Consider the following 12,368-nt stretch of genomic DNA (forward strand, 5'->3'; position numbering starts at 1 on the left):
AGGAGAACAATGATGCAATCCCCGCCCTCCCACGAAACTGGCCAACGCTGCCGCAGTGCCTGGCTGATCGCCCTGCTGCTGGCGGCGGGCGCGGCCGCAACCGCTCCCGCGCATGCCGGCGACGAGGACACCGAGCGCGAGCACCTGGCGCGCATCGCGCACGAGATCGAGCGCGTGCAGGCCATGGTGGCCACCGCCGCGCAGGATGCGCCCACCGGCCAGCGCGTCAAGTTCCGCTACGACTGGCTGTCCAGTGACTTGCAGATGCTCCGCGAGGGCATCGAGCGGCACACCGACACCCCGCGCCAGCCACGGCCCGTGGCACCGCTGCGCGGCGACTACCGCCAGTGATCCCTGCTTGCCGCACACCAACTGCACGGACACCCCCATGAACCAGACCATGCGCGAGGCCTTCCGCACCGGCTCGGGCGCCGATCCCGCGGCCTTCAAGACCACGCTCACGCTCATCGTGAGCGCCGTGGTCCTGACCTTCTTCGCCTGGATCGTGCTGCAACTCATGGATGCCTACCGCCACGAGCGCATCACCGCGGTGGAGGCCACCGTCGCCGGCGTCAAGGCCATGGTGCTGCTCTCGCTCGTCTTCTACGTCGTGGTCTAGCCGCGACCGTTTTCCATCCCACTTTCATTGAAGGACCCATTCACATGCCATCGTCCCGACTTCAACGCCTCCAGGCGCTCGCCCGCAACACCTTCGCCCTCGCCCGGGATCGCGCAGCCCGCGCGCTGCTCGCGCCATCGGTCGCCCTGCTCTGCACCCCGGCCCTGGCCGCCTTGCCCAACGTGCATAAGCCGACCGAGGCGATCGGCGGCGGCACGGTCGCCGAAGGCGATTGGCTCGGGTATTTCGGAGGGTATTTCAAGGCGGGCCTGACCGTGCTGGGCCTGGTGCTTGCGGCCGTCGGGCTGGTCTACGTGGTGGCCGGTGCGCTTGCCAAATGGCGTGCTTATTCCGCTGGCAAGGCCGACATATCCGACCTGAAGGAATACTTCATCATGGGCGCGATCTTCGCGGTCATGCTGGTCATGCTGGTGACCCAGGCGCTGGAAGTGCTGAAGTGATCGGGCCGGGACCACGACACCATGCCACGCAGATCCATCGGCACCGCGGACGCTCCGTCAGCCACGCCGCACACCTTGCAGTCGCCAGCGCGCGGTGCCCCGGTCACGGACCGTGTGAACGTGGAGCCGGCCATCCTGAACGGCATCACCGTGACGGAGGCCAAGGTCATCGGCCTGCTGGCGCTCGCCGTCTTCCTGCTCCTTGGCTCCATCGTCGCCGCGTTCACGGGCCTGTGGCAGGTTCTGGGCATGCTCGCGCTCTTCGGGCCGATGGCGGTGCTGTGGTTCTCCTCGACCTGGCTGGCGCGCATCAAGCGCGGTCGGCCCGATGGTTACTACACCCAGTACCTGCACCTCTGGGCCGCTCGCCAGGGATGGGTCCGGTGCCGCTTCATCGGGCACGAGGGCTGGTGGGACCTGGGCCGCTCCTTCGAGGGCTCTCTTGCCTCACCCTTGCAGCCACCGAGGGAAGTGCCAAAGGACTCGCCCAGCCGCACAGGGGCCGGCAAAGGCACCTGATCCGACCGTTCGACTGAGCCTACCGACATCCCCATGAATCCTTACCTCGACGCCCTGGCCTCGGCCCGGGCACAGAACGCCACGCTGCGCCACGCGATCCTCATCGTCGCCGCCATGGGCGCCCTGGGCATGTACTACGCCCACTCCATGCCCAAGAACCTGGACCTGCACCTGGCGCCCAACGTCAAGGCCGGCGACAGCGTGCACGTGGAGAGCGGCAACGCGCCCGTGCCCGACACCAACGTCTATGGCTTCGCCTACTACATCTGGCAGCAGGTCAACCGCTGGCAGGCCGATGGCGCCAAGGACTATGGCTCGCAGATCTTCGCCCTGCAAGCCTTCGTGACGCCGGCCTGCCGGGCCCAGCTCGAAGCGGACATGCAGTCGCGCTACAACAGCGGCGAGTTGCGCTCGCGCACGCGGCAGATGACCGAGATTCCCGGCTTCGGTTACTCCGGCGCGCGCGTGGTCGCGGACGGCCCGGATGCCTGGACCGTGCTGCTGGACATGCAGCTCATGGAGAGTTTCCGGGGCCAGCCCGTCAAGGATGCGTTCATCCGCTACCCGCTGCGCATCGTCCGCTACGACGTGGACCGCGAGAAGAATCCCTGGCGCATGGCCATCGACTGCTACGGCGCCAACCGTCCGGCGCGCCTGGAGATGAGCGAGGTGCAGGCGGTGCGCAGCGGCCAGGCCGCGCCCAAGCTGCCCACCACCCTCACGCCCGCTGCCCTACCGCGCACGGCCGACCAGCGTGTGGACCCCAACAGTCCCCAAGCCACTCCCCTGCAGGCCCAGGGCGCCTCGGCGTCCGCACCCGCCGGTGCCGCTGCCAACACATCCACTCCTCCGTCCAGCCCTTCGCAATGACTGCTCACCGCACCATGCACCGCTTCACCTACCGACTCTCCGCGCTGGCCGCGGCCGCCTCGATGCTGCCCTGCCTGCCGCAGGCGCAGGAGGTCCGCCAACTCTCCCTGGCCAACGTCCCGCCGGACATGATCGACGCGGGGCCGCAAGCCGGCAAACCGGCCACGAACGACATCGACCTGGGACAGGATCTGTCTCCATCGGGTGCCAATCCGCAGCCTGGCTCATTCGGAGCCGACTCGCCCGCGAGGGCGGCCGCCCAGGCGGCGCGTGCTGGTAGCTCCTCGGCTGCCCGCACCCGCCGCCCGCCTGCCACGGGCGCCGCCGCTCGCGGTGGGGTGGAGCGCACGGTCTTCGAGCGGGCGCCCATCGCCGTGCCGCTGCCCGTGGGCCGTGAGCGGCTGATCACGCTGCCGGCGCCCGCTGCACTGCATGTTCCCCGAGACATGGAATCGGTGGCCCGCCTGGAGGTGATCGACCGCACCCTGTATGCCACGGCCCTTGTCCCCTTCACCACGCTGCGCATCGTCGCGGAACTGGTGGACAGCGGTCAGCAGATCCCGATGGACCTCGTAGCCGGCGAGAGCACTTCCGCGGCCACGTCCGAGCTGGAGGTGTTCGTGGTCGAGCCGGGCAAGGCTTCCGGCGCTGCGGTGTCCGTCGCCTCTGCCGCCGCTGCAGGGGCCGGCGCGAAGGAGGCAGAGCCCGAGCAGCCTGCGGCCGACATGGTGCAACTCACCCGCTATGCGGCGCGGATGCTCTACGCGCCGCGGCGCCTTGCCTACGACCTGCCTGGCGTGCGTCAGGTGGAGGTAGGCACGCAGCCCGTCTCCGGCCTGCTGCGTGGCGCGCAGGTGGAGGCCGCGCCCCTGGGCCAATGGCGCTCGGGCAACCTGTACGTGACGGCCGTGCGCGTGACCAACCGCGCCAGGACGCCCCTGGAGTTGCCGCTGGAGGACATCCGTGGGCGTTGGATCTCCGCGACCGCGCAGCACGGGCGCATCGGCCCGGCCGGCAGCGACTGGGACACCACCGCCCTGTACCTGGTATGCGAGCGCGCCTTCGAGGCCTGCCTGTAACAGGAGAGCGAGCCCATGGCCACCACCAGCAACAAACTCATCCCCCTCCTGGGCACCTTCGGTGCCGTCGTGATCGTCGGCGTGCTGTATCAGCAGTTCTCCGGTCCGTCCCAGCCCAAAGCCGACGCGCCGATGAAGTCCGTGCCCGATCCCGCCAAGGCCAAAGCCGGCCTGCCCAAGGCGGCCGGCGCCGACAACGACACGCCGGCCGAGACGCTCGCCACCGTGGTGGCCAGCAACACGCAGCTGCGCCAGGACGTGGCCAAGATCATCGAGACGAACAACCGCCTGACCGAGGAGAACCGGCGCCTGGGTGGTACTGGTGGCCCGGGCACCCAGGGACCGGCCAACAACCCGAGTGCCGCGTCCGTGCCGGCACCGCAGGCCGCCGCCATCGATCCCCCCGCCGCCGACAAGTCCATCCTGGGGAACGCGATCGACACCGCCGCCGAGGCCGCGGACACGCTCATGAAGGGCCTGCCTGGTCCACCTGGTGTGGCGCCCGGTTCACCGACCACGCGCGGCCCGTCCACGGGGTCGCAGACCGCGACATCCTCGCGCGCCGGCGCCTCGGGCTGGTCGGATGCCGGTGCCGCCGCGCAGGCTGATTCGCACGCCGGGGTGGTCCAGTACAAGCTCATGACGCCCATGGGCTACGTCGCGCATGTGGACCCGGCGCGGGGATCGGGCGCCGTGGCCACGACGCGGTTCGTGCGAACCACGCAGGCGAGCGGCGACGCCGGCGCCGCAGGCACTGCAGGGCCTGCCACGCAGGCCGCAAGAGCCGCCGCGCAGAAGGCCGAAGACACGCCGTTCTTCACCCTTCCAGAGAACTCCACGCTCGCTGGCGTCACCGCGATGACCAGCCTCATCGGTCGGGTGCCCATCGATGGCCGGGTGACGGACCCCATGCAGTTCAAGGCCATGGTCGGGCGCGACAACCTCGCTGCCAGCGGCTGGGAGTTGCCGCCCGACATCGCCGGCATGATCGTGACTGGAGTTGCCATCGGGGACATGGCGCTGTCGTGTTCCGAGGGCAAGGTGCGCTCGATCACCTTCGTCTTCAACGATGGCACGGTGCGCACCGTGTCTTCCCGCAACCGGGGCGGCGGGATTTCCACGGGGAGCGGATCGGGCGGTTCATCTGGCGGCGACATCGGCTTCATCTCGGACCTGCACGGCAACCCGTGCATCCCGGGCAAGTTCGTGACCAACGCGGCGAGCTACCTCACCGACATCAGCATGCTGCGCGGCCTCGGTGTGGCCGGCCAGGCCTTTGCCGACGCGCAGCGCACGCAGCGCAACAACAACGACGGATCGACGTCCTCCTCGATCACGGGTGACCGGGGGCGCTTTGCCATGGGCCAGGCCGTCAGCGGCGCCACCGACGAAGTGACGCAGTGGATGCTCCAGCGCCTTCGCAACAGCTTCGATGCCGTGATCGTGCCGTCCGGCAAGCAACTCGTCATCCACCTGGACCAGGAAATCCGCCTGGACAAAGCCGTCAACGCCCGCCGCCTGGTGCATCGCCAGCAGGGGGGCACCCAAATCGCACGAGGAGAACGCCATGGTCTCGAATGACCTCATCCCAACGACATCACGTCTGATGCCTGCAGCCTGTTTGTCCCTGGTCCTGCTGGGCACCGGCTGCTCGGTCACAGGAAACCGGGAATCGCCCATCAACGAGGTCACCCGTGGCAGCCCGACCGTGCTGGACATCTACCGCGGCAAGGCCTCGCCCAAGGATGACGAGGGGGCCCAAACCGCCCGCACCCGTACCGCGCAGGACCGCCTGCGCGAGGCGTCGTCCGCCAGGCCCATCGCCGCTGGCGATGCCGACACCCAGCGCTACTGGTCCGCCCTGGAGCCCATGCGCCAGCGCTTCGCCCGCGTGCCCAACCCCGATCTCGTCATGGTGGTCTATCCGCATCTGGCGCGCGGCACCTACCCGGTGCCGGGTTATGTGACCACGTTCCCGATGTACGAGCAGACCTTCTACGCGCTGCCGGGAGAGGTCGAGCAGGACCTGCGGGCCGTTAGCGCTGTGCAAGGTAAAGCCGGCACCCGTCCCTCTCGCTGACATCACGCCTTTAGCCCACGACAACCACGCACGATGCTCCTTGACTTCATCCGACCCAAGCGCACTCCAGGCCCACCTGCCAGCGGCGCAGCCGCCACCACCCCATCCAACGGCCAAACGGTGGGGCAACGCCGGCGCATGGCCCTGCGCCCGCCCTCCTTCACCGACATGCTGCCCTACGTCGCCTACCAGGGCGAGGACAAGGTGTTCGTACTCAAGGATGGCGCCACCCTCGGCGCGATGTTCGAGCTGTCGGCCATCCCCACGGAGGCGCAGGCCGCGGAGTTCCTGGCCGAGCATGCCCTCAAGGTGCAGGAGGCCCTGCAGGCGCTGCCCGAATCGGACGCATCGCCCTGGATCGTGCAGTTCTTCGCCAACGACGATCGCAACCTGGGACCGCTGGCGGGCGCATTGAGCGACTACATCGCCGAACAGCACAAGGACTACCCCGAGCGATGCCGTGCGATCCTGGACTCGCGCTTCACCCAGTCGGTCCTGGCCGAGATGTCCAGGCACCTGGATCTGGTCTCGCGCCCGCAGGGCCTGTTCACCGACACGCTGGTCACGGGCCAGGTCTGGCGCGGCCAGGTGCGGCGCGTGCGCTGCTGCATCTACAAGCGCTTCGCCGGGCTGGCCGACGACCCGGCGCCGCCCACCGCGCAGATCGAGTCGGTGGCGATCACCCTGATGTCCACCTTCAGCGAGGCGGGTGTCGCCGCGCGCCGCTGCACCGGCCGCGACCTCTACGAATGGCTGCTGCCGTTCTTCAACCGCGCCGTGCCCTGGGCTAGCACGCCCACCGACCTTTTGCGCCAGGCGCCCTACCCCACCGATGCGGGCACGGGGTGGCCCCAAGCGCCCCTGTTCGGCTGCGACCTGTCGGACCTGCTCAACCTCTCGCCCCCGAAGTCCGACCTGGCGGCCGGCACCTTCGAGTTCGATGGCTTGCCCGTCAAGGCACTGGCTCTGCAGAGCATGCGCAGTCAGCCGCAGATCGGCCACTTCTCGGCCGAACTGCAAAGCGGCAAGGAGAGCTTCGCGCGCCTGGACCGCCTGCCCGCCGGCGCCATGCTTTCCATCTCTCTCACCGTGCAGCCGCAGCACCAGCTGGAGCGCCACATCGAGCGCATCCGCGATGCCTCTCGCGCCAAGTCCGCTGCTGCCATGGAGACGCACCGCGAGTGCGAGCAGGTCCTTGCCCGGATGGTGCAAGGGGACAAGCTCTACCCCATGATGATGACGCTCTACGTGAGCGGACACGACACCGCCGACCTGGAGCAGCAGATCTCCCAGGTCAATGCGCTGCTCGTGCCCTCGGGCCTGCGGTTCATCGATTCCAAGCACGACCTGGTGCCCCTGGACACCTTCATGCGTGGGCTGCCCTTCAACTTCGATCCGGCATTCGACAACCGTTCACTGCGCCGCTCACGCCTGACCTTCGCCTCCCACGCCGCCGCGCTGCTGCCCGTGTATGGACGGGCGCGCGGGACTCCCCACCCGGGCATGTGGTTCTGGAACCGCGGCGGCGAGCCGCTCTGGGTCGATCCGCTGAACCGGCGGGACCGCAAGAAGAACGCGCACATGCTCGTGCTGGGCCCTACGGGCGCGGGCAAGTCGGCCACGCTGAACTACCTGGCCATGATGACCATGGCCATCCACAAGCCGCGCCTTGTGATCGTGGACGCGGGCCGCTCCTTCGAGCTGCTGCTCGCGTACTTCAAGGGCATGGGCCTCTCCACCCACCATGTGACGCTCACGAGCGAAGCGGACGTATCGCTGCCGCCCTTCGTGCATGCCCTGCGGCTGCTGGACGATCCCGATGTCATGTCCTCCTACAACGCGGCCGAGCAGCAGGCCCGGGTCAACGCAGGCGTGCCGGACGACGAGGGCATCGACATCCTGATCGGCGAACTGGATGAGGAGCCCTCGGGCACCCAGGCCGCAACGGCCACGCCTGGACAAGACCAAGATGACGAAGGGACGGAGCGGCGCGATCTCCTGGGCGAGATGCTGATCGCCGCCATCATGATGATCACCGGCGGAGAAAAACAGGAGGTCGCACGCATGGGCCGTGCCGACCGCTACCTCGTCTCGCGGGCGATCATCCGCGCGTCCGTGCGCTGCCGAAAGGAAGGCCGCACGCACCCGCTGACCCAGGACGTGGCCATCGAACTCATGGGCATGCACCGCGACGAGACGCTCTCCGGCCCGCGCCAGATGCGCGCGGAAGAAATGGGCCAGTCCATGATGACCTTCACGCAGGCGCTGCGCGGCAAGCTCTTCAATCGCGAGGGCCAGGACTGGCCAGACGCGGACGTGACCCTCATCGAGATGGGCACGCTGACGCAAGACGGCTATGGCGACGCCCTGGCGGTGGCCTACACCAGTCTCATCGACTCGGTGCAGTCGCGCGGCGAGCGCACGCAGGCCGAGGGCCGCCCCATCGTCTTCCTGACCGACGAAGGCCACTTGATCACCACCAACGAGCTGCTGGGCCCGAAGATCGCCAAGGGCACCAAGATGTGGCGCAAGCTGAACATCTGGTTCTGGCTGGCGACGCAGAATTTGCAGGATTTCCCGGACTCGATGGAGCGGGTGCTGTCCATGTGCGAATACTGGATGCTGCTCACCATGGACCGATCGGAGATCGCCGAGGTCGCGCGGTTTCGCAGCCTCACGCCCGAGCAGCGCCATCTGATGGAGTCCGCCCGCAAGGAGCCGCCCAAGTACACCGAGGGCGTCATCATCTCTGCGCTCGGCCAGATGCTGTTTCGCAACGTGCCGCCTGCGCTGCCGATCGCCCTGGCCATGACCGAAGGCCATGAGAAGGCGCACCGGCGCCGGCTCATGGACCAACACGGCTGCACCGAACTGGAGGCGGCCATGCTTGTGGCCGAGGAACTCGTGAAGGCACGCGGATGAGCGCCGTGCATCGGATCTGCTCGAAATTCCAGCCGTGGGCACTGGCATTGCCGGCGTTCATGATGGCCTCCCTTGCCCAAGCTCAGGTCATCCTGGGCGATGACCTGTACCGGGGCATCACGCAAGTGGAGGTCTTCGCCAACTCGGCCATGCTCGTCACGCCCCAGCGCTCGGATCGATACAAGCTCGACATCTACCGGCTGGACGCCATGTCCCGGGTGGAGCAGTCCATCAACCAAGCGCTGCCGCAAAACGAGGCCGATGCCCGCGCCTGGCTCGCGGCGAACGAGGCACGCATCCGCCGACAGGTGCAGCCCGTGGTGGCGAATGCCGCCAATGGCATCACCCTGGCGATGCACTACCGCATCGACCGGCTGCCGGCCATCGTCGTCAACCGGCAGACCGTGGTGTTCGGGATGACCGACGTGAATGCCGCGCTGGCGGCCTTCCAGCGCGCTCGACCAGCCTCTGGACCGAGGGGCGCGCAATGACGAGAACTTCGTCTTTCGGCCGCGTAACGAGCACCCTGGCAGCGCTGCGATCCGGCTCCATCGCTCTGGCCGTGGCTGGCACATTTGCCATGGCGCCAGGTGCCTTGCTTGCGCAGACCACCAACACCGTGGCGATCCTGACCGCCACCTTGCAATCTTTCCCCAGTTGCCTGTCCTACCAGGTCAAGGGGATGTGCTTCTTCCTGCGCTGCACGATCAAGGGCTGCGCCATCCTCTCCTCGATCCGCGTGAGCCATTACGTGCCCGATGCGATCGTGAGTACCTACAACGACCCGCTGATGCATCCCTGGCTGGAGGTGGGCAAGCCGATCGCCGCCACCATGGCCGTTGTCGGTTCTGCTATGGCCGGCATGCCGCTGGATTCTGCGGCCGATACGGCGCGCGATGACACCGAGATCACCACCTTCAAGGGAGCGGACGCCATCGGCAATCCCGTGGGCATGGTGGCGAGCGTCCTGTCCAGCGGCACTCTGCCGAACGTCCCCTCGGTGTTCGGCATACCCGGCCTCACGGAGTTGATGGACTTCCCCTCCGAAGAGTTGCCCAACATTCAGCGCGAATGGATGTCCGTTCCCATGGATGCCGCCAACTCGGTCCTGCAGGGAGCCGCCAGCCTGGCCAAGGCGCCGATGGACATCATCGGGAAAATCTCCAGCCTTCCCGGGCGCCTGTCGCAGCTGCAGTCGGCGGCCGGCAACGTCGGCAGCTTCCTGGGCTCCACCAGCGGGCTGGCGACCCTGGGCATGAATGGCGCGGCTCTCGCGGGCATCGACCTGGGGCCCCTGCAGCAGGTCGTCTCCATCGCCTCGCTGGCTGGCGGCAGCACCGACCTCGGTGTGGGCAGTCTGTTCTGTCCGGGCGGCGCTTCCGCATTCGGCTTGCATTACCAATCCGAACTGGATGCGCTCTTTTGGCGCGGCATCCTGCCGGTGGAGATGCTGTACCCATCTGCCTGGGTGCCCACACGCAAGGAGGTGAGCCATTCGGCAATAGCCAGTACCTGGGGCAGCATCTACCCGCGCACGGGAGAGGTGGTCCAGCAGCATCCGGTCAAGGCCTCGGCCGTGCTTGCGGAACGCGTGGCCAGCATCATCAAGAAGCGCGCGCAACCCCACATCTACAAGCGCCTGGAGACCAGTGGCGGCTACAAGTATTTCTCATCCATTGAGGACTCCGACACCCGCTGGTCGATGGTGTATCCCCGAACCGATACCAGTTGCGTGCGGTTCGGGGAAAACGACTCGCTATCACTGCTTTCCTTCGGCGATGGCCGCACCAGTGCCAACGGCTACGTCTGGAACCTTTGGAACAAATACGACTGCTGCCAAAACCGCGGCATCTACCTGTTCTCGGTCCCATGACCGCCCGAAACCTGCCTCAAGCACCCGTCCCTGCTCTCCAATGACCGCCAAACCTTCCACCCATCCCACCCCTCGGCGCACCGCCATCGCGGCGGCAATCGTCTGCGTATTCGCCTTGGTCAGCACGCCCGCTGTCCATGCACAGCCCGTCTCCAACTCCACGCTCTACTACCGCATGGGCGGCGGCACGCCGGGCGGCGCCGCCAACAACCGCGGGCAGACCTCCCAGGCCCTGGGCCTGCAGGCCAACCTGCGCCTGAACTACTCCTGCGGCAAGTTCGATGTGGGCATGTCCTGGGGCAACATCATGAACAACATCTCGCGGCTGGGTCAGCAGGTGACCAATGCCCTGCAGGCGGGCATCGCCTCGCTGCCGCTGTACGTCCTGCAGCGTGCCCAGCCGGGCCTGTACCAGCTCTTCCAGAACTACAGCCAGAAGGCGGATCTGCTGGTCGCCTCTTCTCTCAAGACCTGTGAGGAAACCGAGGCCATGATCCGGGCCGGCCAGAATCCCTACGAGGACTGGATCAAGATGGCCAAGGGCGATGCCTGGAAGGTCAAGGCCAATACGTCCGGCGACATCGTGCAGGCCAAGATCGACATCAACAAGAACGAGGAAGCGCAGCGCACGGGCGTCAACTGGGTGTTCGGCCAGAAGGCGGGCGGCATCAACTCGCTCCCCCTTCGTCCCATCCGGGATCTCTCGGTGGCTGGCTACAACGCCACGCTGAACAAGTCCGTCACCGCCTCCTCCAGCACCAGCTATGCCGGCTCGACCGACAAGTCCACGCGCCTGGTGCAGGCCTTCGCATCGCCGGACGACCTGGCCAAGTTCACCACCGAGGTGCTGGGCGACAAGCGCGTCTATACCTGCTCGCAAAGCGCGGATTGCCCCACCGCGACGGCGGTGACCACGGCGTCGGGCCTGGGCCCGAAGTACGAAGCGGAGGTGGACCAGGTGCTGCCGAAGCTGCAGGCGATGGCAGGCGCCCCCTCGGGCAGTCCCTACGCCGATCTGAACACGATCGCCGCGCCCGGCATGGCCATCAGCCCGCAGCTGCTGGACGCGCTGCGCAAGCTGCCTCCCGACACGCGCGGCATCGCTGTGACCCGGCTCGGGCAGGAGTTGGCGATGCACCGGGTGATCGACAAGGCGCTGGTGGCGCGCGCCGTGCTGCTCACGGGCCTGAGCCTACCCGAGGTGACGGCCGCGGGCGACGCCATGCGGGACACGCAGTCGCAGATCGACCGGCTGACGCAATTCATCAACGACCTGATGTTCGAGGCCCGGATTCGGAAGGAACTGACCTCCGACACGGCCCTGGCCATCATGGGCAGCCAGTTCCAGGCCGACTCGCGCTCGATGCGCGTGCCCGATGGGCGGGCAGCCGATCCCCAGCCGATGGAAAACGGTCGCGTGAAGGTGACGCCATGAGCACGCAGCCTCTCGATCCGCAAGAGCCTGCAGATGAAGCGAAAGCGCCACGGCGCCAGCTGCTTCGCCTGGCGTTCATCGGCCTGGCCTGGCTGGCCGGCGCCAGCGCGATGGGGTTCGTCCTGGTCGCGCTGCTGTCGCACCTGCAGGTGCGGCCAGAGACCCTGGCCACGCTCCAGATCTGGGCGACCGACATTCGGCACTACGGTGCGCTGGTGCAGTGCATCGCGGTGGCCGGCATCGGCATCTGGTGGCACGCCATCGTGGCCTGGGGTGCACGCCGCGGCATCGTGCGGCCGCAGGAGCATGCACAGGTGATTGCGCTGCGGCCGAAGGTGATGGCGTTCTGCATCGCCTACCTGTTGCTCATTCCGATCGGACCCACCACCTTGCTGCGCTGGCTGCAGGCATGACAGGCGTGCCGGCGCCGCTCGATCTCACTGCGCAGATTTGCGCAGTGAGATGTTGGGACCACTCAAGCCATTGATTTCATTGAAAAATCTCACTTCT

13 protein-coding genes are annotated in these 12,368 nt (G+C 67.5%); all 13 read left to right on the forward strand.

Annotated features, from left to right (window positions below; genetic code table 11):
- The first annotated feature begins 12 nt into the window (after positions 1 to 12).
- The 13 genes from M5C98_RS11140 (at position 13) to M5C98_RS11200 (ending at position 12,271) form a co-directional block, all read left to right on the forward strand.
- The gene (locus M5C98_RS11140; protein ID WP_272552782.1) at positions 13 to 351 is read left to right on the forward strand and encodes an integrative conjugative element protein, RAQPRD family; all 339 of its coding nucleotides are present in this window, start codon (positions 13 to 15) and stop codon (positions 349 to 351) included.
- 37 nt (positions 352 to 388) lie between these two features.
- Positions 389 to 619, forward strand: a complete 231-nt coding sequence (locus M5C98_RS11145; protein WP_272552784.1) for a DUF3262 family protein — start codon at positions 389 to 391, stop codon at positions 617 to 619.
- 44 nt (positions 620 to 663) lie between these two features.
- A complete protein-coding gene (locus tag M5C98_RS11150) occupies positions 664 to 1,080 on the forward strand; it encodes a TIGR03745 family integrating conjugative element membrane protein (RefSeq protein WP_272552785.1) in 417 nt (138 codons plus the stop codon).
- 21 nt (positions 1,081 to 1,101) lie between these two features.
- A complete protein-coding gene (locus M5C98_RS11155; RefSeq protein ID WP_272552787.1) occupies positions 1,102 to 1,599 on the forward strand; it encodes a TIGR03750 family conjugal transfer protein in 498 nt (165 codons plus the stop codon).
- Positions 1,600 to 1,632: 33 nt separating this feature from the next.
- Positions 1,633 to 2,469: a PFL_4703 family integrating conjugative element protein gene (locus M5C98_RS11160; RefSeq protein WP_272552788.1), complete on the forward strand. Its 837-nt coding sequence runs from the start codon at positions 1,633 to 1,635 to the stop codon at positions 2,467 to 2,469.
- Entirely contained in the window at positions 2,466 to 3,548 is a 1,083-nt protein-coding gene (locus M5C98_RS11165; RefSeq protein WP_272552789.1) for a TIGR03749 family integrating conjugative element protein, read from the forward strand. The genes M5C98_RS11160 and M5C98_RS11165 overlap by 4 nt, the downstream gene beginning before the upstream one ends.
- Before the next feature lie 15 nt (positions 3,549 to 3,563).
- Complete coding sequence (locus M5C98_RS11170) at positions 3,564 to 5,129, forward strand: TIGR03752 family integrating conjugative element protein (protein WP_272552790.1); 1,566 nt, start codon at positions 3,564 to 3,566, stop codon at positions 5,127 to 5,129.
- A gap of 25 nt (positions 5,130 to 5,154) precedes the next feature.
- A complete protein-coding gene (locus tag M5C98_RS11175; protein ID WP_272552791.1) occupies positions 5,155 to 5,628 on the forward strand; it encodes a TIGR03751 family conjugal transfer lipoprotein in 474 nt (157 codons plus the stop codon).
- Between the two features lie 33 nt (positions 5,629 to 5,661).
- Complete coding sequence (locus M5C98_RS11180) at positions 5,662 to 8,550, forward strand: conjugative transfer ATPase (protein WP_272552792.1); 2,889 nt, start codon at positions 5,662 to 5,664, stop codon at positions 8,548 to 8,550.
- Complete coding sequence (locus tag M5C98_RS11185; RefSeq protein ID WP_272552793.1) at positions 8,547 to 9,041, forward strand: TIGR03757 family integrating conjugative element protein; 495 nt, start codon at positions 8,547 to 8,549, stop codon at positions 9,039 to 9,041. Before M5C98_RS11180 ends, M5C98_RS11185 begins: the two co-directional genes overlap by 4 nt.
- Before the next feature lie 89 nt (positions 9,042 to 9,130).
- On the forward strand, positions 9,131 to 10,423 hold the full coding sequence (locus tag M5C98_RS11190) for a TraU family protein (RefSeq protein WP_272552795.1): 1,293 nt from the start codon (positions 9,131 to 9,133) through the stop codon (positions 10,421 to 10,423).
- Between the two features lie 40 nt (positions 10,424 to 10,463).
- Positions 10,464 to 11,858: an integrating conjugative element protein gene (locus M5C98_RS11195; RefSeq protein WP_272552797.1), complete on the forward strand. Its 1,395-nt coding sequence runs from the start codon at positions 10,464 to 10,466 to the stop codon at positions 11,856 to 11,858.
- A complete protein-coding gene (locus M5C98_RS11200; protein WP_272552799.1) occupies positions 11,855 to 12,271 on the forward strand; it encodes a hypothetical protein in 417 nt (138 codons plus the stop codon). The genes M5C98_RS11195 and M5C98_RS11200 overlap by 4 nt, the downstream gene beginning before the upstream one ends.
- Positions 12,272 to 12,368 lie beyond the last annotated feature (97 nt).

Source organism: Acidovorax sp. NCPPB 3576 (genome assembly GCF_028473605.1).
Lineage (GTDB): Bacteria > Pseudomonadota > Gammaproteobacteria > Burkholderiales > Burkholderiaceae_C > Paracidovorax.

What these genes read in the sequence shown, in the direction of transcription:
- M5C98_RS11140 (WP_272552782.1), top strand. Translation starts at nt 13, where the DNA reads ATGCAATCCCCGCCCTCCCACGAAACTGGCCAACGCTGCCGCAGTGCC.
- M5C98_RS11145 (WP_272552784.1), top strand. Translation starts at nt 389, where the DNA reads ATGAACCAGACCATGCGCGAGGCCTTCCGCACCGGCTCGGGCGCCGAT.
- M5C98_RS11150 (WP_272552785.1), top strand. Translation starts at nt 664, where the DNA reads ATGCCATCGTCCCGACTTCAACGCCTCCAGGCGCTCGCCCGCAACACC.
- M5C98_RS11155 (WP_272552787.1), top strand. Translation starts at nt 1,102, where the DNA reads ATGCCACGCAGATCCATCGGCACCGCGGACGCTCCGTCAGCCACGCCG.
- M5C98_RS11160 (WP_272552788.1), top strand. Translation starts at nt 1,633, where the DNA reads ATGAATCCTTACCTCGACGCCCTGGCCTCGGCCCGGGCACAGAACGCC.
- M5C98_RS11165 (WP_272552789.1), top strand. Translation starts at nt 2,466, where the DNA reads ATGACTGCTCACCGCACCATGCACCGCTTCACCTACCGACTCTCCGCG.
- M5C98_RS11170 (WP_272552790.1), top strand. Translation starts at nt 3,564, where the DNA reads ATGGCCACCACCAGCAACAAACTCATCCCCCTCCTGGGCACCTTCGGT.
- M5C98_RS11175 (WP_272552791.1), top strand. Translation starts at nt 5,155, where the DNA reads ATGCCTGCAGCCTGTTTGTCCCTGGTCCTGCTGGGCACCGGCTGCTCG.
- M5C98_RS11180 (WP_272552792.1), top strand. Translation starts at nt 5,662, where the DNA reads ATGCTCCTTGACTTCATCCGACCCAAGCGCACTCCAGGCCCACCTGCC.
- M5C98_RS11185 (WP_272552793.1), top strand. Translation starts at nt 8,547, where the DNA reads ATGAGCGCCGTGCATCGGATCTGCTCGAAATTCCAGCCGTGGGCACTG.
- M5C98_RS11190 (WP_272552795.1), top strand. Translation starts at nt 9,131, where the DNA reads ATGGCGCCAGGTGCCTTGCTTGCGCAGACCACCAACACCGTGGCGATC.
- M5C98_RS11195 (WP_272552797.1), top strand. Translation starts at nt 10,464, where the DNA reads ATGACCGCCAAACCTTCCACCCATCCCACCCCTCGGCGCACCGCCATC.
- M5C98_RS11200 (WP_272552799.1), top strand. Translation starts at nt 11,855, where the DNA reads ATGAGCACGCAGCCTCTCGATCCGCAAGAGCCTGCAGATGAAGCGAAA.